The sequence below is a fragment of the Candidatus Zixiibacteriota bacterium genome (assembly GCA_035574315.1).
In the GTDB taxonomy this organism is placed as follows: Bacteria; Desulfobacterota; Binatia; order UBA9968; family UBA9968; genus DATLYW01.
This window is the reverse complement of record DATLYW010000008.1, coordinates 18,856-41,310: the sequence shown is the minus strand read 5'-3', so window position 1 is coordinate 41,310 and position 22,455 is coordinate 18,856. Positions and strand designations below refer to the sequence as shown.

20 protein-coding genes are annotated in these 22,455 nt (G+C 68.4%); 16 read left to right on the top strand and 4 right to left on the bottom strand.

Annotated elements, in window-relative coordinates; all coding sequences use genetic code 11:
- The 13 genes from ftsL to ftsZ form a co-directional block, all read left to right on the top strand.
- The coding region (gene ftsL / locus VNN77_01670) for a cell division protein FtsL (protein ID HXG50100.1) at positions 1-244 on the top strand (244 nt) is incomplete at its 5' end.
- Positions 241-2,196: a penicillin-binding transpeptidase domain-containing protein gene (locus VNN77_01665; GenBank protein ID HXG50099.1), complete on the top strand. Its 1,956-nt coding sequence runs from the start codon at positions 241-243 to the stop codon at positions 2,194-2,196. The genes ftsL and VNN77_01665, both read left to right, overlap by 4 nt.
- A 4-nt stretch (positions 2,197-2,200) precedes the next feature.
- A complete protein-coding gene (locus tag VNN77_01660; protein HXG50098.1) occupies positions 2,201-3,727 on the top strand; it encodes a UDP-N-acetylmuramoyl-L-alanyl-D-glutamate--2,6-diaminopimelate ligase in 1,527 nt (508 codons plus the stop codon).
- Positions 3,728-3,737: 10 nt separating this feature from the next.
- Positions 3,738-5,138 carry a UDP-N-acetylmuramoyl-tripeptide--D-alanyl-D-alanine ligase gene (murF, locus tag VNN77_01655; GenBank protein HXG50097.1) on the top strand — a complete coding sequence of 467 codons (1,401 nt, stop codon included), beginning with the start codon at positions 3,738-3,740 and terminating at the stop codon, positions 5,136-5,138.
- 11 nt (positions 5,139-5,149) lie between these two features.
- Entirely contained in the window at positions 5,150-6,229 is a 1,080-nt protein-coding gene (mraY, locus tag VNN77_01650; GenBank protein HXG50096.1) for a phospho-N-acetylmuramoyl-pentapeptide-transferase, read from the top strand.
- A 13-nt stretch (positions 6,230-6,242) separates the two neighbouring features.
- On the top strand, positions 6,243-7,577 hold the full coding sequence (gene murD, locus VNN77_01645; protein HXG50095.1) for a UDP-N-acetylmuramoyl-L-alanine--D-glutamate ligase: 1,335 nt from the start codon (positions 6,243-6,245) through the stop codon (positions 7,575-7,577).
- Positions 7,574-8,668, top strand: a complete 1,095-nt coding sequence (gene ftsW, locus VNN77_01640; GenBank protein ID HXG50094.1) for a putative lipid II flippase FtsW — start codon at positions 7,574-7,576, stop codon at positions 8,666-8,668. The genes murD and ftsW overlap by 4 nt, the downstream gene beginning before the upstream one ends.
- 2 nt (positions 8,669-8,670) lie before the next feature.
- A complete protein-coding gene (murG, locus tag VNN77_01635) occupies positions 8,671-9,738 on the top strand; it encodes an undecaprenyldiphospho-muramoylpentapeptide beta-N-acetylglucosaminyltransferase (protein HXG50093.1) in 1,068 nt (355 codons plus the stop codon).
- Between the two features lie 15 nt (positions 9,739-9,753).
- Positions 9,754-11,163 (top strand): UDP-N-acetylmuramate--L-alanine ligase, encoded by a 1,410-nt coding sequence (gene murC / locus VNN77_01630; protein ID HXG50092.1) that lies wholly within the window; start codon positions 9,754-9,756, stop codon positions 11,161-11,163.
- A 64-nt stretch (positions 11,164-11,227) separates the two neighbouring features.
- Positions 11,228-12,163 (top strand): UDP-N-acetylmuramate dehydrogenase, encoded by a 936-nt coding sequence (gene murB, locus VNN77_01625; GenBank protein ID HXG50091.1) that lies wholly within the window; start codon positions 11,228-11,230, stop codon positions 12,161-12,163.
- A 16-nt stretch (positions 12,164-12,179) separates the two neighbouring features.
- Positions 12,180-13,016, top strand: coding sequence for an FtsQ-type POTRA domain-containing protein (locus VNN77_01620; protein ID HXG50090.1), 837 nt, complete (start codon positions 12,180-12,182; stop codon positions 13,014-13,016).
- 34 nt (positions 13,017-13,050) lie between these two features.
- Entirely contained in the window at positions 13,051-14,277 is a 1,227-nt protein-coding gene (ftsA, locus tag VNN77_01615; GenBank protein ID HXG50089.1) for a cell division protein FtsA, read from the top strand.
- A gap of 46 nt (positions 14,278-14,323) precedes the next feature.
- Positions 14,324-15,538 carry a cell division protein FtsZ gene (ftsZ, locus tag VNN77_01610; protein HXG50088.1) on the top strand — a complete coding sequence of 405 codons (1,215 nt, stop codon included), beginning with the start codon at positions 14,324-14,326 and terminating at the stop codon, positions 15,536-15,538.
- A gap of 30 nt (positions 15,539-15,568) precedes the next feature.
- Here ftsZ and ddlA read toward each other — a convergent pair whose 3' ends face one another.
- Together ddlA and VNN77_01600 are read right to left on the bottom strand one after the other, a co-directional pair.
- Entirely contained in the window at positions 15,569-16,660 is a 1,092-nt protein-coding gene (gene ddlA / locus VNN77_01605) for a D-alanine--D-alanine ligase (protein HXG50087.1), read from the bottom strand.
- Between the two features lie 110 nt (positions 16,661-16,770).
- A complete protein-coding gene (locus tag VNN77_01600; GenBank protein HXG50086.1) occupies positions 16,771-17,949 on the bottom strand; it encodes a branched-chain amino acid ABC transporter substrate-binding protein in 1,179 nt (392 codons plus the stop codon).
- Positions 17,950-18,126: 177 nt separating this feature from the next.
- On the opposite strand from VNN77_01600, the gene acpS reads away from it, so the two are divergent.
- Positions 18,127-18,519, top strand: a complete 393-nt coding sequence (acpS, locus tag VNN77_01595; GenBank protein HXG50085.1) for a holo-ACP synthase — start codon at positions 18,127-18,129, stop codon at positions 18,517-18,519.
- A gap of 150 nt (positions 18,520-18,669) precedes the next feature.
- Here acpS and VNN77_01590 read toward each other — a convergent pair whose 3' ends face one another.
- Positions 18,670-18,930, bottom strand: coding sequence for a hypothetical protein (locus VNN77_01590; protein ID HXG50084.1), 261 nt, complete (start codon positions 18,928-18,930; stop codon positions 18,670-18,672).
- 67 nt (positions 18,931-18,997) lie between these two features.
- On the opposite strand from VNN77_01590, the gene mtnA reads away from it, so the two are divergent.
- Together mtnA and VNN77_01580 are read left to right on the top strand one after the other, a co-directional pair.
- Complete coding sequence (gene mtnA / locus VNN77_01585) at positions 18,998-20,029, top strand: S-methyl-5-thioribose-1-phosphate isomerase (protein HXG50083.1); 1,032 nt, start codon at positions 18,998-19,000, stop codon at positions 20,027-20,029.
- On the top strand, positions 20,016-21,359 hold the full coding sequence (locus VNN77_01580; protein HXG50082.1) for a glutamate--cysteine ligase: 1,344 nt from the start codon (positions 20,016-20,018) through the stop codon (positions 21,357-21,359). Before mtnA ends, VNN77_01580 begins: the two co-directional genes overlap by 14 nt.
- Here VNN77_01580 and nagZ read toward each other — a convergent pair.
- On the bottom strand, positions 21,331-22,452 hold the full coding sequence (gene nagZ, locus VNN77_01575; protein ID HXG50081.1) for a beta-N-acetylhexosaminidase: 1,122 nt from the start codon (positions 22,450-22,452) through the stop codon (positions 21,331-21,333). The two genes, VNN77_01580 and nagZ, sit on opposite strands and share 29 nt — an antisense overlap.
- Between the last annotated feature and the right edge of the window lie 3 nt (positions 22,453-22,455).

Below are 22,455 nucleotides of genomic sequence, written 5' to 3'. Positions count from 1 at the left end.
GCTCGTCCTGATCGCGGCGATCGTGGCGCTCACGCTGGGTCACGTCTGGCTGCGGCTTCAGGTGGTCCACATGGGATACGTGCTGTCCACGACCGCGAAGCTGCAGAGCCAGCTCGAGCGCGAGAATCGCGAGCTCAAGGTCGAACTGGCGACGCTCACGTCGCCGGAGCGGCTGGAAGCGATGGCGCGCCAGCGCCTCGGGCTGGAGCCTCCCGAGAAAGGCCAGGTCATCGTTTTGCCATGAGACGGGTTCCACGCGACAATCGACTGCGCCTCGGGTGCACCAAGCTGCTCTTCGTCGTTTTGTTCGCGACGCTCGCCGCCCGCGCCTTTCAGCTCCAGGTTCTGCAGGGGTCGAAGCTCCGGCGCCTGGGCGAGCGCCAGCACCTCAAGGAATGGATCGTGCTGCCGAAGCGGGGCGCGCTTTTCGACCGCTCGGGCGAAGCGCTGGCGCTCAGCCTGGAGGCGCAAAGCGTCTACGCCCGGCCGCATCGCCTCAAGGACCCCGAGGAGACCGCGCGGCGGCTGGCGCAGATCCTGGGCCTCGGCGTAGCCGAGGTGCGCGCCAAGCTCCACTCGGACAAGCCGTTCGTCTGGGTGAAACGACAGATCGGGCCGCGCGAGGCGGAGCAGGTCCAGGCGCTCAACGCCGAGGGGGTCGGGATGTTCTACGAGCCCCATCGCTACTATCCCCAGGGCCAGCTCGCCGGGCAGGTGATCGGCTTCGTCGGGCGCGATTCCGAAGGGCTCGAAGGGCTGGAGCTGCAATACAACGATTACATCCGCGGGGAGACCGGCTCGTCGGTCGCCGAGCGCGACGCGCTCGGACGGCGCGTGCTCGTCCAGGGGGTCCAGGGGCTGCAGATTCCTCCCGGCGGCGACCTCCAGCTGACGCTCGACAAGTCGATCCAGCACGTCGCCGAGAAGGAGCTTGAGGCCGCGGTGCTGAAGTACCGCGGCAAGGCCGGGGTGGCGATCGTCGTGGACCCGCACACCGGGGAGATCCTGGCGCTCGCCAACTACCCCTCGTTCAATCCCAACCATTACAGCAAGCAGTCGCCCGAGGAGCGGCGGAACCGCGCGGTCACCGACAGCTTCGAGCCGGGATCGACCTTCAAGACGATCCTCGCCGCCGCGGCTCTGGAGGAGGGGGTCGTCGGCAAGGAAGACCTGTTCTACTGCGAGATGGGAAAATACGCGTACGGTGGTAAGATCATACACGATACCCATGCGCACGGCTGGCTGCCGTTCTGGAAGATCCTGCAAGTGTCGAGCAATATCGGATTTACCAAGGTCGCCGAGAAGCTCAAGAAAGAGCGCTTCTTCAAGTACATCGAGAAGTTCGGCTTCGGGCGCGTAACCGGCGTCGACATGCCCGGAGAAGTGGCCGGGCTGGTGCGCCGGCCGGAGTCCTGGTCGGCGGTGGACCTCGCCACGCACGCCTTCGGCCAGGGCATCTCCGCGACCCCGCTGCAGATGGTGATGGCGTACGCCGCGATCGCCAACGGCGGCTTTCTCATGCGCCCCTACGTCGTGCGCCGCGCCGTCGGCCCGCGCGGCGAGGTGCTGCTCGAAAACCAGCCGCACGTGGTGCGCCGGGTGGTCTCGGAAAAGAGCGCGCGCCTGCTCGCCTCGATGCTCACCGAGGTGACGAGCGAAGGCGGCACCGGGTCGATGGCGAAGGTGGAGGGCTTCGAGGTGGCGGGCAAGACCGGCACCGCGCAGAAAGCGGATCTCGCGAACGGGGGCTACGCGTCGCGCAAGCGGGTCGCCTCGTTCATCGGCTTCGTGCCGGCGGAGGCGCCGCGGCTGGTGGCGATGGTCTTGGTGGACGAGCCCGAGGCGAACGTCTACGGCGGCGTGGTGGCCGCGCCGGCGTTCCGCAACATCGCCCGCGGAGCGCTCCAGTACCTCGGCGTCGCGCCGCGCAAGGGGGAGCTGGTGCCGGCCCTGGCGAAGGAAAAGGAAGCGCCGCCGCGGCGCTCGCCGCGACGCGAAAGCGCCACGGCCTCGGCCGAGAACGGCGAAGGCGCGCCCGATTTCGTGGGCTTGAGCCTGCGCGAAGCGGTGGAAAAGGCGCGCGAGCTGAACCTCAAGGTCAAGATGCACGGCAACGGTTTCGTGGTCAGGCAGTCGCCGCTCCCTGGAAGCCGCTGGAACGAAAACGACGTGATGGTGCTGAATCTCCAGGGTTGATCGGATGCGCCTAGAGGAGCTTTTCGAATCGTGGGAAATCATCGAAACCGGCGGAGACCTCGATCGAGAAATCGCCGGACTGGCCTATGACTCGCGCCGCGTCAAGAAGGGCGACCTCTTTTTCGCCGTTCCCGGAGAGAAAGCCGACGGGCACGACTTCATCCCGGAAGCGATAGGGCGCGGCGCGGCGGCCGTGGTGGCGTCGCGCAGGCCGGCGGCGCCCGGGAGCGCCGCCTGGATCCGCGTCGAGGACGTGCGCCGCGCGCTCGGGCTGTGGAGCGCGCGCTACTTCGGGAAGCCGAGCGCGCGCCTGCGGCTGGCCGGAGTGACCGGCACCAACGGGAAGACGACGGTCACGTATCTGCTCGAGGCGATGTTCGCGGCCGCGGGACTCGAGCCGGGAGTGATCGGAACGATCAGCTACCGCTTTCGCGACCGCAGCGTCCCGGCGCCGCAGACCACGCCCGAGTCGCTCGATCTGCAGGCGCTGCTCGCCGAGATGGCGGCCGCGGGCGTCGAGGCGGTGGCGATGGAGGTCTCCTCGCACGCCCTGGTGCAGCAAAGGGTGCGGGGCGTCGAGTTCGATGCGGCGCTGTTCACGAACTTGTCGCGCGACCATCTCGACTATCACGCCGGCATGGACGATTACTTCGAGGCGAAAAGCCGGCTGTTCACCGACTACCTGCCGGCGAGCACCAAGCCGGGCAAGGCGGCGGTGATCCACGGCGGCGATCCCCGCGGGCCAGAGCTGCTCGAGCGCGCGCGGCGCGCGGGAGCTCGCGTGCTCAGCTACGGGCGGGATGAGCGCTGGGACGTCCATCCGGTCGACGTCGTAAGTGACGTGCGCGGGCTTCGGGGAAAGATCCGGATGCCGGGCCGGACGATCGAGTTTTCCTCCGCCCTGATCGGTGCGGCCAATCTCGAAAACCTGCTGGGGGCGGCGGCCGCGGGTGTCGCCCTCGGCCTTTCCACCGAGGCGATCCGGGCGGGGATCGAGCGGCTGCGCACCGTTCCGGGGCGGCTGGAAAAGATCGAGAACCGCCGCGACATCGCGGTGCTGGTGGACTACGCGCACACGCCGGACGCCCTTGAAAAGGTTCTCCGAGCGGTCCGGCCGCTGGCACGCGGCAGGGTGCTCACCGTCTTCGGCTGCGGCGGCGACCGCGATCGCGGCAAGCGCCCGCTCATGGGAGAGATCGCCGCCCGCCTGAGCGACCTCGTCTTCGTCACCTCCGACAACCCTCGCAGCGAAGAGCCGCGGCGGATCGCGAGCGAGGTCGAGTCGGGGGTGCTGAAGACCGGGCTGGAAAGGATCGATGCGCACGTGGAGCCCGGCGCCGGGCGCGGCTATCTGGTCGAGGTCGACCGGCGCGCGGCGATTCGCGCGGCGCTGGAGCGCGCGCGGCCGGGCGACGTCGTTCTGATCGCCGGCAAGGGCCACGAGGACTATCAGATCCTCGGCTCGGAAAAAATCCATTTCGACGATCGGGAGGTCGCTCGCGAGGAGCTCAACCGGCTCGGAGGCGCCTAGCGAAGGGAGCATGGGGTGGAGCAAAGAGGAGATCGTCGCGGCGACCGGAGGAAAGATCCTGCGCGACGGGGCGCGGGATCTCTTCGCCGACGTCGTGACGGACTCGACGCGGGCCGAGAAGGGGTCGGTCTTCGTGGCGCTCAAGGGCGAGCGGCTCGACGGCCATCGCTTCGTCGCCGACGCGGTCCGGCGCGGCGCGACGTGCGTGGTGGTCCACAAGCGCGTGGCGCCGCCGCGGCCCGACGTGACCGTCATCCGGGTGGCGGACACGCTGCGGGCGCTCGGCGATCTGGCGCGCTACCGGCGGCGGCAGTACGGGCCGAAGGTGCTCGCCGTCACCGGATCGAACGGCAAGACGACGACCAAGGAGATGCTGGCCGCGATTCTCGAGCGGGCGCGCTGGAAAGGACGCAGCCTGCGTGGCAGAGTTCTGAAGACCGAAGGGAATCTCAACAACCTGGTGGGGCTGCCGCTCACGCTGCTGCGGCTGCGCCCGCGCGACGCCGTCGCGGTCGTCGAGCTGGGCACCAATCGACCCGGCGAGATCGCGCGGCTCGCGGAGATCGCCGAGCCTGACATGGGGATCATCACCTCGGTGGCGCCCGCCCACCTCGAAGGGCTCGACGGCATGGCCGGCGTGGCGCGGGAAAAGGGGGCGCTGTTTCGCGGCGTGCGCCCGGGAGGCAAGATCGCGGTCAACCTCGACGATCCGTGGGTGCGCAGGTTGAGCCGCGGCTTCGCGGGTGAAAAAATCACCTACGGCAAGCGCGGCCGGGTGAGAGCCGAGCCGGGCGCGGCGGCCGGCCCCGACGGGATGCGCTTTGTCCTGCGGCTGGGCCGAAGCCGCCGGCGGGTGCGGCTCGGCTTCGTCGGCAGGCACAACATCGGCAACGCGCTCGGCGCGGCGGCGATGGCCTACGGCTTCGGTGCCGGGGCGACGGCGATCCGGGAAGGGCTGGAGCGCGCCCGTCCGTTTGCGATGCGCATGGAGCTCAGGCGCTGGCGCGGCGCAGCGATCATCAACGACGCCTACAACGCGAACCCCGCGTCGATGGCGGCGGCGCTCGAGGCGCTCCGCGAGATGCCGTGCCGCGGCGAGCGCAGCGCGGTGCTCGGCGACATGCTGGAGCTCGGCCGGGAGAGCCGCCGCCACCACGTCGAGCTGGGAGGGCTCGTGGCGCGGCTGGGAATCGACCGGCTCTATCTGCTGGGGCGCTACGCGGCGGCGGTCAAGCGCGGAGCGATGGCCGCGGGCATGGCCGAGGAAAGGATCCGCATCGGCAGGAGCCACGACGAGATCGCGGGCTGGCTTCGCGGCCGCGTGAGGCGCGGCGACTGGCTGCTGTTCAAGGGATCGCGGGGAATGAGAATGGAAACGGTGCTGCAGAAACTGACCGGCGGTGAGGCCTAGGAGAGACCGATTTGCTCTATCATCTGCTTTTTCCTCTCCACACCACTTACTCCGGCTTCAACGTCTTTCGCTACATCACGTTCCGGGCGGCGATGGCGGCCCTGACGGCGCTCGTGGTCTCGTTCGTTCTCGGGCCCTGGCTGATCCGCTCGCTCACCGAGAAACAGATCGGCCAGCAGATCCGCGACGACGGCCCGGCATCGCATTCGGTCAAGGCGGGGACGCCGACGATGGGCGGCACGCTGATCATCCTGGCGCTGACGCTCTCCACGTTTCTCCTCGCCGACGTGACCAACCCCTACGTGCTGCTGGCGCTGTTCGCCACGATCGGCTTCGGTGCCGTCGGCTTCGCCGACGACTATCTCAAGCTCACGCGGCGCAACAGCAGGGGACTGCCGCCGCGCGCCAAGCTGGCAGGGCAGTTCGGCGTCGCCTTCGTCGTCGCGGCCGCCCTCTATTTCTTTCATCCCAAGTTCAGCACCGAGATGGCGATCCCGTTCGTCAAGACGTTCCGGCCGGACCTGGGGATCTTCTACATTCCGTTTGCCATGCTGGTGATGGTCGGCGCCTCGAACGCGGTCAACCTGACCGACGGCCTGGACGGCCTGGCGATCGGCCCGGTGATGATCGCGGCGGGCGCGTACGCGGTCATCGCCTATGTCTCCGGCCACCTGAAGCTCGCCGAGTACCTGCAGATCCCGTACGTCGCCGGCGTGGGCGAGCTGGCGGTTTTCTGCGCTGCGGTGGTGGCTGCGGGTCTGGGCTTCCTCTGGTTCAACGCCTATCCGGCGCAGATGTTCATGGGGGACGTGGGCTCGCTCGCGCTCGGGGCGGCGCTCGGAGTGGTCGCGGTGATGACCAAAAACGAGGTGCTGCTGGTGATCATCGGCGGGGTCTTCGTGCTCGAGGCGCTCTCGGTGATCTTTCAGGTGGCGTCGTACAAGATCCGGCGCAAACGGGTGTTCCTGATGGCGCCGATTCACCACCATTACGAGCTCAAGGGCTGGAAGGAGCCGCAGATCATTATCCGGTTCTGGATCATCGCGTTCATCTGCGCGGTGATCGGTTTGAGCACGCTGAAGCTCCGCTGAGCGCGCCGTGGCAATGGAGCTGAAGAACAAGAAAATCATGGTCGTGGGACTGGCGCGCACCGGGCTCGAGACCGCTCGTTTTCTGGCGCGGAAGGGCGCCGACGTCGTTGTCAGCGACCGCCGGGGCGCCGACGAGCTGGCCGAAGGGATCCGGGGGCTCGCCGGGCTGCCGGTGCGCTATCGACTGGGCGGCGAGGATCCCGCGTGGATCAAGGGGCTCGACCTGGTCGTGCCGAGCCCGGGCGTCGCCGCGGATAACCCGCTCCTCGTGGCGGCGGCGCGCCGCGGCGTCGAGGTCCTGAGCGAGATCGAGCTGGCGTCGCGCTTCATCGCGGCGCCGCTGGTGGCCGTGACCGGAACCAACGGCAAGAGCACGACCACCACGTTGATCGGGGAGATGCTCGAGCGCGATGGTCGAAAGGTTTTCGTCGGCGGCAACATCGGCGCGCCGCTTATCGGCTTCGTGGAGGGGGAGTGGGAGGCGGGCGTGGTCGAAGTCAGCAGCTTTCAGCTCGAGTGGGTGCGGGAGTTTCGCCCCAGGGTCGCCGTGCTGCTCAACGTGACCGAAGACCATCTGGACCGCTATCCTGACTTCGACGCCTACCGCCGCGCCAAGGAGAGGATCTTCGCCGCGCAGGGGCCGGGAGACACCGCGGTCCTGAACCGCGACGACCCGCGCGTCTGGGAGATGCGCCGGCGCATCCGCGCGGCCGTCGTCTCGATCGGCTTCGGCGAGGTCGCCGAAGGGCTCTTCCCCGGGCCGTGCGGCATCGTCCGGCGCTCCCCCTGCGGCGAGGAGGCGTACTCTCTGGCCCGGGTCAAGATTCACGGGGTCCACAACGTCGAGAACATGATGGGGGCGGTTGCAGCGGCGCGCGCTCTGGGCGTCGGCCGGGCCGCCGTCCAGCAGACGCTCGAAAGCTTCCCGGGGCTGGAGCACCGGCTCGAGTTCGTCTGCGAGAAGAACGGGGTGCGCTACTACAACGACTCCAAGGGCACCAACGTCGGCGCGGCGGCCAAATCGCTGGCGAGCTTCCGCGGGCCGGTGATCCTGATCGCCGGGGGCGTCGACAAGGGAGGCGATTACGGCGTGCTCGCGGGGGAGATTCGCCAGAAGGTCAAGCGGCTGGTGCTGTTCGGGGCGGCGCGGGAGCTGATCGCGGCGTCGCTCGGCGCGCTCACGGAGACCGTGCTGGTGGACAGCCTCGAGCAGGCCGTGCGCGACGCCGCGGCGCACGCGTGCGCGGGCGACGTGGTGCTGCTCTCGCCGGCGTGCTCGAGCTTCGACATGTTTCGCAACTACGCCGAGCGGGGCAAGGCGTTCAAGGACCTGGTGCACGGGCTATGAGGGACGGGCTCGGGGTCGACAAATGGCTGCTGATCGCGGTCGGGGCGCTGCTGATCATGGGCGTCACCATGGTGCTCAGCACGAGCTATCTCTATTCCCAGGAGCGGTTCGCCGACGGGACCTATTTCTTCCGCAAGCAGCTGATCGCGGCGGGCGCCGGCGTGGCGGCTCTGCTGGCCTGCACGCTGCTGCCCGCGCGCTATTACCCGAAGCTCGCCTACCCGCTGCTCGGCGCGGCCTTCGTGGCGCTGGTGCTGGTGCTGATTCCGGGGATCGGAGTGGCGCGCGGCGGCGCGCGGCGCTGGCTGATGCTGTCGGGCTTCGCTTTCCAGCCGGCGGAGCTGGCCAAGCCGGCGATCGTCTTTTACCTGGCGCACTCGATGGCGCGCAAGGAGGAGCGCATCCAGACCTTCGCGATCGGGGTGCTTCCCCACCTGATCGTCGGCGGCGTCTTTCTCGGCCTGCTCCTGCTCGAGCCCGATTTCGGCACGGCGATGATCCTCGGCGCGCTTCTCTACCTGATGCTTTTCATCGGCGGCGCCCGGGTCTCGCACCTGGCGGCGACCGGGCTGCTCGCCCTCCCGGTCCTCGTCTACTTCATGATGACGGCGGAATACCGGATGCGCCGGCTGCTTACCTTTCTCGATCCGTGGAGCGAGCCCACGAGCAGCGGCTTCCAGGTGGTGCAGTCGCTGATCGCCTTCGGCTCGGGGCAGCTGTGGGGACGCGGGCTCGGCGAGAGCCGTCAAAAGCTCTTCTATCTGCCCGAGGCCCATACCGATTTCGTTTACTCGGTGATCGGCGAGGAGCTGGGGCTGCTCGGCGCGCTGGCGGTGCTGGCGCTGTTCGGCGTGATCGCGGCGCGCGGCCTGCGGCTCACCTCGAGAATCGAGGAGCCTTTCGAGCAGTACCTCGCCTTCGGGATCACGGTCCTGCTCGGGTTGCAGGGATTGATCCACATGGCGGTGGTCATGGGGCTGATGCCGACCAAGGGGCTGGTGCTGCCCTTCATCAGCTACGGCGGCTCGGCGATGCTGGTCAACCTGATGGAGGCGGGAATTCTGCTCGGCCTGTCGCGGCGGAGAGTCTAGCCGTGCGCGTGATCCTGGCCGGGGGCGGCACCGGAGGGCATCTCTTTCCCGGCCTGGCGGTGGCGCGGGAGTTCCGAAAGCGGGACGCGATGACGGAAATCTTGTTCGTCGGAACGGAGCAGGGAATCGAGGCCAGGGTGCTGCCGCGGGAGGGCTTCCGGCTGGAGACGATCCGGGTCAAGGGCATCAAGGGGCGCGGCCTGCGCGGCTGGCTCGACGCGCTCTACGGCGTTCCCGTGAGCGTCGCGCAATCGCTGCGGATCGTCGGCCGCTTCCGCCCCGACTGCATCCTCGGCCTGGGCGGGTACGCGTCGGGACCGGTGCTCCTGGCCGGCGCGGCCCGGCGCGTGCGCTGCGCGATCATGGAGCAGAACCTCCGCCCCGGATTCACGAACAAGCTGCTCGGCCGCGTGGTCGACCGGATCTTCACCTCGTATCCCGAGAGCGCGGCGTTCTTCCCTGCGGGCAAGACGGTGCAGACCGGCAATCCGGTGCGCTGGACGAGCCTGCCGCCGGCGGAGCGGAACGGGAAGTTCACGGTGCTGATCTTCGGCGGAAGCCTTGGCGCCCACCGGCTGAACGTCGCGGCGATCGAAGCCTTTCGGGGCGCGCAGGAGCTCGCGGCGACGGTCAGGGTCATTCACCAGACCGGCCAGGCCGACTTCGCCGAGGTCGAGCGGGCGTACCGCTCGCTGCCCTTCGAGGCCGAGGTCCGGCCGTTCTTCGAGCGGATGGACGAGGTCTACGCCCGGGCCGACCTGGTGGTCTGCCGCGCGGGCGCGACCACGGTCGCGGAGCTGACCGCGCTGGGCAAGGCCGCGGTTCTGGTTCCGTATCCGTACGCGATCTATGACCACCAGCGATGGAACGCCAAGGCGCTGGAAGATGCCGGGGCGGCGGAAATGATCCTGGATCGCGAGCTGACGGGCGAGGCGCTGGCCGCGCGCATCCGCAAGTACCGCGACGATCAAGCCGCGCTGGAGCGGATGGCCGCCGCGGCGCGCGCCCTGGGCCGGCCCGACGCGGCGGCGCGGGTGGTGGCGGAGTGCTACGCGCTGATCGGAGCGTGAGCGGATTTTCGAGCAATGCTGCGCCACACAAAACACCGGATTCACTTCGTCGGCATCGGCGGCATCGGGATGAGCGGCATCGCGCAGATCCTGCTCAACCTGGGCTACCGCGTGAGCGGCTCGGATTTGCGCGAGAGCGAGGCGACGCAGCGGCTGCGCGCCGCGGGAGCGCAGATCTTCATCGGCCACCAGGAGGAGAATCTGGCGGGGGAGCCCACCGTGGTGGTGATCTCGACCGCGGTGAAGTACTCCAATCCGGAGGTGCTCGAAGCGCGCCGCCGCCAGATCCCGGTGATCCCGCGGGCGGAGATGCTGGCGGAGCTGATGCGCATGAAGTACGGCGTCGCCGTCGCCGGCAGCCACGGCAAGACCACCACCACCTCCATGATCTCGGCGGTCCTCAGCGCCGCCGGGCTCGACCCGACGACGGTGGTCGGCGGCCGCGTGCACATGCTCGGGAGCAACGCGCGGATGGGACAGGGCGAGTTCATGGTCGCAGAAGCGGACGAGAGCGACGGCAGCTTTCTCTTTCTCTCGCCGACGATTGCGGTGGTGACCAACATCGATCGCGAGCACCTCGATTACCACCGCTCGATGGAGCGGCTGAACGAAAGCTTTCTGGCGTTCGCCAACAAAGTGCCGTTCTACGGCGTGGCGGTGCTCTGCCTCGACGACCCTCAGGTGCGGGCGCTGCTCCCCAAGGTGCGCAAGCGCGTGGTCACCTACGGCCTCTCGCCCGAGGCGGAATTTTCCGCGACCGACCTCCGGAGCCGCCCCGGCGGCGTGGAGTTCGTGGCGCAGCACCGCGGCCACCGGCTGGGGAGCGTCCGGCTCCAGCTTCCCGGGCGCCACACGGTGAGCAACGCGCTGGCCGCGCTCGCGGTCGGGCGCGAGCTGGAGATCCCGTTCGCGCGGGCCGCCGAGGCGCTGGAATCGTTCAGCGGCATTCACCGCCGCTTCGAGATCAAGGGCGAACCGCAAGGCGTGCTCGTCATCGACGACTACGGGCATCATCCGACCGAGGCGCGCGCCACGATCGACGCCATCCGCGAGAGCTGGAAGCGGCCGCTGACGGTGGTCTTCCAGCCCCACCGCTATACGCGCACGGCGGACCTGTTCGACGAGTTTCTGACCGCCTTCGACGGCGCGGATCGCCTGATCCTGACCGAGATCTATCCGGCGGGCGAGGAGCCGATTCCGGAAATCACCGGCGAAGCGCTGTATCAGGCGATCAGGCGGCGCGGCCACATGGACGTGCAGTTCATCGCTGACAAGGAGGCGATCGTGGAATCGCTGGAGCGAAGCCTGCGGCCCGGCGACGTGGCGCTGACGCTGGGGGCGGGCGACGTCTATCAGGTCGCCGAGGCGCTCGTGGCGCGTCTCCAGCCGCGCGCCGCGGCGGGCGGGCGGAGCGGAGAAAAGTGAAGCCCCACGGAAACACCGCGGAACGGAGGCTATGGCCGGGCAAGGGCTAGCAGGAAGGTTGTTCGTGAGCGAGCTGGTCGAGGAGTTGCGGAAAATCCCCGGGCTGACGATCCGGCTGTGCGAGCCGCTCGCGCCGTTCACCTCCATCAAGATCGGCGGCCCGGCCGATTACCTGATCGAGGCCGGCACCGAGGAGGCGCTGGCGCGGCTGCTGCCGTTGCTCCGCCGTCACGGTACGGCGGTCTGCTTTCTCGGCAACGGGAGCAACGTCCTGGTGAGCGACCTCGGCGTGCGCGGCGCGGTGATCCGCCTGTCGGGCGAATTCAGGCGCGTGCGCTGGGACGAAGAGGGCGAAACCGTACGGGCGCTCGCCGGCGCCGGCTGCGCGGTGACGCAGCTCGTTCGCGAGGCGGCGCGGCGCGGCTACGCCGGCCTGGAGTTCGCCGAAGGCATTCCGGGCAGCGTGGGAGGGGCGCTGGCGATGAACGCCGGCGCGTACGGCTCGGAGTTCGAGCGGCTCGTCGACCGCGTCGAGGGTCTCTCCGCCGCCGGCGAGCGCGTCCGCTTCGAACGCGGCGAGATGCGGTTCGCGTACCGCGAGTCCAACCTTCCGCCCGGGATGATCGTCACGCGCGTGGTCCTGCGCCTGGCCAAAGAGGACCCGGCGCGCGTCAGCTCGCGCGTGCGCGAGCTGGTGCAGCGGCGCCGCAGCAGCCAGCCGGCCGGGCACCCGAACTCGGGATCGATGTTTCGCAATCCCCCCGGAGATTTCGCCGGGCGGCTGGTCGAGGCGGCGGGCCTCAAGGGCAAGCGCATCGGCCAGAGCCAGATTTCGGAGAAGCACGCCAACTTCATCGTGAACCTGGGCGGGGCGAAGGCCGCGGAGGTCCGCCGGCTGATGGAGCTGGCGCAAGCCGAGGTGAAGGCCCGGTTCGGCGTCGAGCTGCAGCCGGAGGTGCGTTTTCTCGGCGAGTGGCCGGAAGGAAAGCCGGAGTCGTGAGCGCAATCGAAACCTCATGGCCCGTCGCGCGAGGGGGAAGATCGTGACGTTGCTCGGGCGTCGCAGGGACAACCGGCGCAAGACGTCGGCGCGCCGGCGCGGGATGATCGTGGTCGCGGTTGCGGCGGCGGCCGCGACCGCGGCCGTGCTCCTGACCTGGGGAAGCCTGCTCCCCGGCATCGCCCGCGCGGCGGCGGGAGCGCTTTTCGAAAGCTCCTATTTTTCCGCGGCCGAGATCCAGGTGCGCGGCAGCGACCGGATCCGGGGAAACGAGATCGTCGCGCTCGCCGGGCTGCAGCCGGGCGTGAACCTCTGGGAGATCGACCTCGAGGCGATCGAACGCAAGGTGGCGAAGCATCCGTGGGTGCGCCGCGTCTCGGTGCGCCGCGAGTTTCCCGGCCGCGTCGTGATCGAGGTCGAGGAGCGGGAGCCTAAGGCGATCGTGGCGATCGGGCGGCTCTACTACGTCGACGCCGACGGCGTGGTCTTCAAGGAGGTCGGCCCCGAAGAGAGCGTGAGCTTCCCGATGCTGACCGGGCTCGCACGCGAGGAGCTGCGCGGCGGGGGCCCCGACGTCCGCCGGCGCATCCGCGACGCGCTGCGGCTGAGCGAGCTCATGACCGAAAGGTCCCGGACGCTCTCCGAGATCCATTTCGACGCGCCCGACCGTCTGGTGGTCTATACCACCGCGCTGCCGCTGGCGCTGCACGTCGGGTCGGGGGACTGGGAGGCAAAGCTCGAGCGCCTGGATCGCGTGCTGTCGCTCTGGAAGGGAAACGAGGAAAAGCTGATCTCGCTCGACGCGAGCTTTCGGGATCAGGTGGTGGCGCGGCTGCGCCGCGCGTCGCGCTAGTCGAAGGAACGGTTGTTTCAAGGCGATTGGGACTATGGCGAAAAAGAACAACATCGTCGTCGGGTTGGATATCGGAACCTCGAAGGTATGCGCCGTCGTGGGCGAGTGGACCGATCAGGGGACGGAGATCATCGGCGTCGGCTCGCACGCGTCGCAGGGCTTGCGCAAGGGAGTGGTGATCAACATCGAGAGCACGACCGCGGCGGTCGCCAAGGCGGTCGAGGAGGCCGAGCTGATGGCCGGCTGCGAGATCCACACGGTCTTCACCGGGATCGCCGGCAGCCATATCAAGAGCTTCAACAGCCACGGAATCGTCGCCCTGAAAAACAGGGAGGTGCGGCCACGGGACCTCGACCGCGTGCTCGACGCCGCGCGCGCGGTGGCGATCCCCATGGACCAGGAGGTGCTCCACATCCTGCCGCAGCACTACATCATCGACGACCAGGACGGCATCAAGGAGCCTCTCGGGATGTCGGGCGTTCGGCTCGAGGCCCGGGTGCACATCGTCACCGGCGCGGCGACGGTCGCGCAGAATATCGTCAAGTGCTGCAACCGCTCGCGCCTCAACGTCGCCGAGATCGTGCTCGCGCCGCTAGCCTCCGCGGACGCGGTGCTGAACGCCGAGGAGCGCGAGCTGGGCGTCGCCGTCGTCGACATGGGAAGCGGGACCACCGACATCGCGGTGTTCCACGACGGCACCGTGAAGCACACCGCCGTGCTGCCGGTCGGCGGCAACCACGTCACCAACGACATCGCCACCGGGCTGCGAACGCCGTTCGCCGACGCCGAGCGCATCAAGCTGCGCCACGGCATGGCCCGGGGCGTGATGGCGCGCCACGAGGAGCGCGTGGAGGTGCCGAGCGCCGCCGGCAAGGCCGCGCGGACGGTGTCGCGGCAGATCCTCTGCGAGATCATCGAGCCGCGCATGGACGAGGTCTTTCAGCTCGTGCGGCGCGAGATCGCGCGCTCGGGCTACGAGGAGTTTCTCTCCGCCGGGGTGGTGCTGACCGGCGGAGCGGCGCTGCTGCCGGGAGCGGTCGAGATGGCCGAACAGGTGATGGGCATGCCGGTGCGGCTGGGGGTGCCGGGCCACGTGAGCGGCCTGGTGGACGTGATCTCGACACCGGCCTACGCGACGGGGGTCGGCCTGGTGCTCTACGGCCTCAGGCGCCACGATCGCGGCGCCAGCGCGGTCCAGGACCACAACCTGCTCGCCAAGGTCAAGCACCGGATGTCGGACTGGCTGAGCGAGTTTTTCTAGACGGGGAGACCAACGTTTCGGATCCAACTTTCAAGGAGGAAAGCTTATGTTCGAGCTCGTAGAGCAGTTCAACCTCAACGCCCGCATCAAGGTGATCGGGGTCGGGGGCGGCGGCGGCAATGCGGTGAACACGATGATCGGGGCGAAGCTCAACGGCGTCGAGTTCCTGGTCGCCAACACCGACGCGCAGTCGCTCGAGGCGAACCGCGCGCCGGTGAAGATCCAGCTCGGCGGCACGGTCACCAAGGGGCTGGGGGCGGGCGCCAATCCGGAGATCGGGCGGCGCGCGGCGCTCGAGGACCAGGAGGTGATCCGGGAGTATCTCTCCGGTTCCGACATGATCTTCATCACCGCGGGCATGGGCGGCGGCACGGGAACCGGCGGCGCGCCGGTGATCGCCCGGGTGGCGCGCGAGGTCGGAGCGCTCACGGTGGGAGTGGTCACCAAGCCGTTCGCGTTCGAGGGGAAGAAGCGGATGCGCCAGGCCGAAGAGGGGATCGAGGAGCTGCAGCGCAGCGTCGACACGTTGATCGTGATTCCCAACCAGCGCTTGCTCAGCATCGCCGCCAAGACCACGACGATGCTGGAGGCCTTCCACAAGGCCGACGACGTGCTGCTCCAGGCGGTGCGCGGCATCTCCGATCTGATCATCACGCCGGGCCTGATCAACCTCGACTTCGCCGACGTGCGCACCGTGATGTCGGAAATGGGCCTCGCCCTGATGGGCGCCGCGTCCGCGACCGGCGAAAACCGCGCGATCGAGGCGGCGCAGAGGGCGATCTCGAGCCCGCTGCTCGAGGACGTGTCGATCCAGGGAGCGCGCGGGGTGCTGATCAACATCACCGGCGGTCCCGACCTCTGCCTGCACGAGGTCAACGAGGCGGCGTCGATGATTCAGGAGGAAGCGCACGAGGACGCCAACATCATCTTCGGCGCGGTGATCGACGAGAGCATGACCGAGGAGATCCGCATCACCGTGATCGCCACCGGCTTCGGCGTCTCCAAGGAGGAGGCGAAGCCCGCAGCGCCCCTGCACCAGGCGAACGGGATTCCGGCCGCCGCCGCGGCGAAGGGCAAGAAGGTCGTCCACCTCGGGACCATCATCGACGACATGGACAGCCCGACGTGGCAGCGCAAGAAGGCCGGAAGCGACGAGGTCGAGCTGGTGACGCTCGGCAAGAACACCCTGCAGCTCGCCACCGGCCAGGAGGAGGACGACAAGTACGACATCCCGACCTTCCTGCGCCGCCAGATGGATTGAGCGCGGGGCGGAAAGCGGAACCGCCGGGCTTCAGCGTGTGGTGCGCAGCGCCTTCAGCCGCCGGTGGCGCTCCAGCGCCAGCTCGATCAGCCGGTCGATCAGCGCCGGATAGGAAACGCCGCTGGCCTCCCAGAGCTTCGGGTACATGCTGATCTGGGTGAAGCCCGGGATCGTGTTGATCTCGTTGACCACGACGCGGCCGCCGCGCTTGACGAAGAAATCGACGCGGGCCATGCCCTCGCAGCCCAGCACCTGAAAGGTCCGCACCGCGGTCCGGCGCACGGCCTCGACGACGCGCTCGGGCAGGCGCGCGGGGATCACCAGCTCGGCACCGTGCGCGTCGACGTACTTCGCGCGGTACGAGTAGAACTCGTGCCGGGTGACGATCTCGCCCGGAAGCGAGGCGACCGGCCGCTCGTTGCCCAGGACCGAGCACTCGATCTCGCGGCCGGCCACGAACTGCTCGACGAGGATCTTGCGGTCGAAGCGGAAGGCTTCCCGCACCGCGCGCTCGAACTCGTCGCGGTCGCCCGCCTTGCTGATCCCCACCGACGAGCCGAGGTTCGCGGGCTTGACGAACAGCGGCAGGCCGAGCAGGCGCCGCACGCTCCCGAAATCGATCGATTCCCGCTCCGCGCTCGTGAACGCGAGAAACCTGGCCACCGGAATGCCGGCGTCGCGGAGCAGCCGCTTCATCACGTCCTTGTCCATGCCGAGCGCCGAGCCGAGCACGCCCGCGCCGACGAACGGAAGATCCATCAGCTCGAGCAGACCCTGCACCGTGCCGTCCTCGCCGAACGGCCCGTGGAGGACCGGGAAGACGACATCGATGGCCTGAAGGGCGCGATGCGCCGAGACCGGAATCAGCGAGCGCCCGCCGCCGCCCGGGAGCACCGCCAGCAGGGTGCCGGCGCGGCGCGCGGGCACGCGCCGGGCGCCGCCGGAGAGAAGCCGCTGGCGCTCGTCGAGATACCAGCGGCCCCGCCCGTCGATGGCGATCGCCTCGACGCGGTACTTGCGCCGGTCCATCGCGGCGACGACGTTGCGCGCCGAGATCAGCGAGATCTCGTGCTCGGCGGACTTGCCGCCGTAGAGGACGGCGACACGCAGCTTCCGTTTCATGACCTTCGACTCGCGAGGCGCGGGCGCCGGCGAGGGGTACGTCGGCGCGGCGGATCGCTTCCTTTCGGTTTTCGGTTTCGCGGGTAGGAACGTTGCGGTTCCGGCCGGCGCTATGATTTCTTGCCGCGGGGAGCCTGCTGCTCGATCACCTTGGCGACTTTCCCTGGATAGCTCCGCTTGACGAACTGCAGCACGAAGTACTTGGCCTTGACGGGATCGCCCTTGTCGTCGAACGCAATCGCTCCGGTCACTCCCTTGAAGTTCTTGATCCTGCGGACCGCCGTCGAAACCTGGGCGCGCGTCGGCTTCCGGCCGCCGCCGGCGCGGATTGCCTGGGCGATCGCTTGCAGGCCGACCGCGGCAGCGTCGTAGCCGTACATGCCGAACGACTCCACGTCCTTGCCGAACCGCCGCTTGAATTTGGCGGCGAAGGCGACCGATTCGGGATAGGCGTCGGGCGGTCCGGCCACCGTCGTGTAGTAGCTGCCGACCACCTGGGAGCCGGCGATCTTGACCATTTCCGAGGAGTCGAGGCCGTCCGGGCCCATAAAGACCGACTTCACGCCCTTCTCGCGCATCTGCTTGAGCAGCAGCCCGCCTTGGTGGTAGATGCCGCCGAAGTAAACGAGGTCCGGGTTCTTGGCCCGCATCGGGATGATCAGCGGCGCGAAGTTGGCGCGCTCCTCGGTTCCTTCGTAGCCGAGGATCTTGAGGCCGAGCCTGGCCGCCTCGTCGCGGAAGGCGTCGGCGACTCCCTGGCCGTAGAGGGTCTTGTCGTGAACGATGTAGACCGACTTGAGCTTGAGGTCCTGGGCGACGAAGCGCGCGCCGACCGGTCCCTGGACGTCGTCGCGGCCGCAGACTCGATTGACGTTCGGGTAGCCGCGGTCGGTGATCTCGGTCGCGGTGTTGGCCGGGGAGATCATCGCCAGCATCGCGTCCTTGTAGACTTCGGATGCCGGCAGCGCCACGCCGGAGTTGAAATGGCCGACGATCAGAAGAACGTCCTGGTCGGCCACCAGGTTGCGGGCGTTGGAGACGCCAACCTCGGGCTTGGCCTGGTCGTCGTAGGGCACCAGAACCAGATCGAAGCCGAGGTCCTTGAAGGTCTTGGCCGCTTCCTCGACGGCGAGCTGGGCGCCGAGCTTGATGTGCTCGCCGATCGCCGCCTGCTCTCCTGAAAGCGGCGCCTGCACGGCGACCTTGATCGTTCCCTTCTGCGCCAGAACCGGCCGCGGAAGGGCGCACAGGAACAGAAGGACGAGAAGGCCGACGGCTGCTCGTAGCACGGTGATTCCTCCCAGAAGTTGGGTTTTACGCCAACGGCGGGGAACAGTCAACGTAAAGGTATCGGGGGGCCGCTTCGCGGCAGACGGTTTGAACGGAGCGCGGCGGCCGAACGGCTTGAACGCTTGAACGGTTGTTTGCGGTTTGACACGTCGCTGCCGCCGCGGCTAGGCTGGCGCATGATCGTGGGGATGGGGATCGACATGGTCGAGGTGGAACGGGTCCGGCGCGCGCTCGAGGACCCACGCACCGGGGAGCGTTTTCGCGCGCGGGTCTACACGGCGGGCGAAGTCGAGTACTGCGAGCGGCGCCGCGCCGGGCGCTTCCGCAGCTACGCGGCGCGGTTCGCAGTCAAGGAAGCGGTGATGAAGGCGCTCGGACGCGGCTGGGGCGCGGAGGCGCGCTGGCTCGATATCGAGGTCGTGCGCGCGGCGGGCGGCCGGCCGGAGATCGCGCTGCACGGCAAGACGGCGCGACTGGCCGAGCGCCTCGGCGTCGTCCGCTGGTCGGTTTCCATCTCGCACACGGATCGTTACGGCCTCGCCTGCGTCGCCGCCGAGGACGCGCGGTAGCGCACTCAAGGGTCCGGCGTCTGACGTCCAGCCCGGTTCCCGGTTTCCGGTCTCTTTCTTCCTTGGACCGTTGAACCTTCGGACCGCCGCGGAGCGGCTGTCCGCTTCGCGGCAGACGGTTTGAGCTGCCTGAACGTTTTGAGCGATCTTTTAGTTGGACTTTCGAACTTTTGAACCGTCACAGTTCTTCGCCGGCAGCAGAAAGGCGGCGCCGAGCGCCCAGATGCCGAAGAGGAGGCCTAGAAGCATCCAGAGATTTGTGCGACGATGGCTGCGAGCGGCGATCACGCGGCAGAGAATTCCGTCGAGGCAATGCACCAACGCCGCCGTGCGGTAGAGCGAAGCCGGTTCCATATCGGGCTTGACGAAAAGCAAACCGGAGAGGTAGCCGAAGAGATGGTAGAAGTCCACCGGCGGGCCTTGACGCTCTGTTCTCGCGCTTAATATACTCGGTCTTCGCGAAAATGGGAACGCGGTCATGGCCGTAAAGACCATTCAGTGGAAAGAGGATCGGGTGATCATGATCGACCAGCGGCTCCTGCCGCACCAGGAGGTCTATCGCGCCTGTCGGACCTATCAGGAAGTCGCCGAAGCGATCCGCTCGATGGTGATTCGCGGCGCGCCCGCGATCGGCGTGGCGGCGGCGATGGGCGTCGCGTTGGGGGCGATGAAGCTCTCGGAAAAAAACTTCGATCGAGAGTTCGAGCGCATCTTTCACGTCCTTTCGAAGACGCGGCCGACGGCGGTGAACCTCTTCTGGGCGCTCGACCGGATGCGCGGGGTCTACACGGAAAACCGCAGCCGCGGCGTGGACCTCGTGAAAAAGCGGCTGCGCGAGGAGGCGCTCAAGATCTATCGCGAGGACGTCGCCGCGAACCGGGAGCTGGGCAGGATCGGCGCACGGCTGCTCGGCAACGCCCGCCGGCTGATGACGCACTGCAACGCGGGCGCGCTGGCGACCGCTGGCTACGGCACCGCGCTCGGCGTGATCCGCGCGCTCAAGGAAGCCGGCAAAGAGGTGGAGGTGTGGGTCAACGAGACGCGTCCTTTCCTGCAGGGGGCGCGGCTCACCGCCTGGGAGCTCAAGAAGGAGAAGATCCCGGCGACGCTGGTCACCGACAGCATGGCCGGATATCTCATGCAAACCGGGCGGGTCGACGCCGTCGTGGTCGGCTGCGACCGGGTGGCGGCGAACGGCGACGTGGCGAACAAGATCGGAACCTACACGGTCGCGGTGCTCGCCCGCCGGCACGGGATTCCCTTTTACGTCGCCGGGCCGACTTCGTCGATCGATCTGGACTGTCCCACGGGCAGGGACATTCCCATCGAGCAGCGCGACCCGAAGGAGGTGTCGCACATCCTCGGCAAGCCCGTCGCGCCGCGGGGCATCAAGGCTTTCAACCCGGCCTTCGACGTTACCTCGCAGGACCTGATCTCGGCGATCATCACCGAGAAGGGCGTGATTCACCCGCCTTACCAGCAGAACATCCGTAACCATGTCGGTCATTGAGCGAAAAGAAGAGCTCGAGGCCTTCTTCCACGAAGGCGGCAAGCCGCGCGACCGCTGGCGCGTGGGCACCGAGTACGAGAAAGTCGGCATCGACCGTCACACCGGCAAGGCGATCCCGTACTTCGGCCGTCGCGGTGTGGAGTTCATCCTGCGCGAGCTGGTGGAGCGCTTCGGCTGGGAGCCCGAGGAGCAGGACGGCCACGTCATCGCGCTCTCCCGCGGCAACGCGCAGATCACGCTCGAGCCAGGCGGCCAGATCGAGCTGAGCGGGGAGCCGTGCGAGAGTATCCACTGCACGCACGCCGAGTTCACCCGCCACATCCGCGAGCTGCTGGAGGTCGCCGAACCGCTCGACATCGTCTTTCTCGGCCTCGGAATGCAGCCGTTCAGCCGCGTCGAGGAGATCGAGTGGGTGCCGAAAAAGCGCTACCGGATCATGCGCCCCTACATGCTCAAGGTCGGCGGCTCAGGGCACCGCATGATGAAGCAGACCGCCACGGTCCAGGCCAACATCGACTACAGCGACGAGCGCGACGCGATGGCGAAGTTCCGCACCGGGATGGGGCTCACGCCCGTGATCGTCGCGATGTTCGCCAACTCGCCCATCTCCGACGGGCAGCTCAACGGCTACCGCAGCTTCCGCGAGCACATCTGGACCGACACGGACAAGAGCCGGACCGGCCTGCTGCGCTTCGCGTTTTCGCCCGACGTCTCGTTCGGACACTACGTCGAGTACGCGCTCGACGTGCCGATGTACTTCATCATCCGCGACCACGACTACATCGACATGACCGGCATCACGTTCCGCCGCTTCCTCGAGCACGGGCGCGACGGCCACCGGGCCACGATCCAGGACTGGGCGGACCACTTGACGACGCTGTTCCCCGAGACGCGCATCAAGCGCTACCTGGAGGTGCGTTGCGCCGACAGCCAGCCGCCGGAACTGATGGTGGCGCTGCCCGCGCTGATCAAGGGAGTGTTCTACGACACCGACTGCCTGCAGGCGGCCTGGGACCTGGTGAAAGGCTGGAGCTGGGACGAGCGAATGGAGATCTACCACGATTCGCACCGTGACGCCCTCGCCGCCCGGGTGCGCCGTTACACGCTCCTCGATCTCGCCAAGGAGCTTCTCGAGATCGCCTGGGAGGGGCTGAGGCGGCAGAACGCCGTCAACGACAACGGCGATAACGAGACGATCTACCTCGCGCCGCTCAAGGGACTGCTCGCCCAGGGGAAGTGCCCGGCCGACCTGGTAATCGAGAAGTGGCAGGGCGAGCTGGAGCAGGATATCCGCAAGCTGATCAGCTACAGCGCCTATCGTCTGCCGTGAGCCTGGCGGCGAGCGCGCGTCCGGGAAGCCCGGCGAGCCGCCGCTCGAAGAAGCGCCCGGGTGGCGGAGAAAGCTTCCGCTTGAGAACGCAAACCCGACGATAGCTCTCCTCCACGCGCGCCCGAAGCGTCCGGTCCGACGCCGCGCGGCGCGCGAGCGCCTCGAAGAGAACCGCCGTTTCCAGAAGGTCGCCGCAGCACAAGAGCACGTCGGCGCCGGCCGAAAGCGCGAGCAGCGCCGCCTCCTCTCGGCTGTAGCGGTCGCTTATGGCGGCCATCTCCAGGTCGTCGGTGAAGACCACTCCCCGGTAGCCCAGTCGGCCGCGCAACAGCCCGCCGAGCACGCGCCGCGAGAGCGTAGCGGGGCGCTTCGGGTCGAGGGCCGGGAAGAGGACGTGGGCGGTCATCAGCGACTCGACTCCTTCCCGGCACGCCTGGATGAACGGCCGGAGGTCCGTGCGGAGCAGCTCGCGCGCCGTTTTCGTGACCGCCGGAAGCTCATGGTGCGAGTCCCCCGCAGCCCCGCCGTGCCCGGGAAAGTGCTTGGCGCAGGGAATCACGCCGCCGTCGCGCAGGCCGCGGGCCCACGGCAGCGCGACGCGGACGACGGTTTCGGCGTCCGCGCCGAAAGCTCGGTCGCCGATCGGATTGGCGGGGTGGGAGGCGACGTCGAGCACCGGAGCGAACACGAGATTGACGCCGACGAGCTTGAGCTCGTCGGCGACGGCGCGGCCGATCCGGTAGGCGAGCGCGGGGTCGCCCGAACGCCCGAGGGCTGCGGCAGGAGGAAAATGCGTAAAGGGCTGCGGCAGCCGGTGGATTCGCCCGCCTTCGGCGTCGACGGCGACCAAGGGCGGCGCCGGGGTGACTTCCCACAGCGAGCGGCAGAGGGCGGCCATCCGGCGCGGCGCGACGCAGTTGCGCGCGAAGAGAATCACTCCGCCGAACCGGCAGTCGCGAAGAAGCGAGCGCTCCTCGGCGGCGAGCTCGGGGCCGGCGAGAGCGATCGTCATCAGCTGGCCGATTTTTCGCTCGAGCGCGGCCACGTCCCGAGCATACCACACGGTGGACAATTTTTCGGCCTTTGTGTACATTCG